This is a genomic window from Mesorhizobium sp. M7A.F.Ca.MR.148.00.0.0, assembly GCF_003997735.1.
In the GTDB taxonomy this organism is placed as follows: Bacteria; Pseudomonadota; Alphaproteobacteria; order Rhizobiales; family Rhizobiaceae; genus Mesorhizobium.
Genome location: NZ_RZTB01000173.1, coordinates 7,229 through 7,496, shown reverse-complemented (window position 1 = coordinate 7,496; position 268 = coordinate 7,229).

Here is a 268-nt window from a genome sequence, read left to right as displayed (position 1 = left end):
GACCGGCAAGCACATCGCCCATGAGGTCGGCGTCTCGCCCGCCACCGTTAGCCGGGTTCTCAAGCGTGCCGGACTGTCGCGGTTGCGGGATATCGAACCGGCCGAGCCGATCCGACGCTACGAGCGCGAGCATCCTGGCGAGATGATCCATATCGATATCAAGAAGCTCGGTCGTTTCGAGCGCATCGGTCATCGCATTACCGGCAAGCGCACCGGCAATGCCAGCTCGCGCGGCAGCAGTTGGGAGTTCGTCCATGTCTGCATCGAC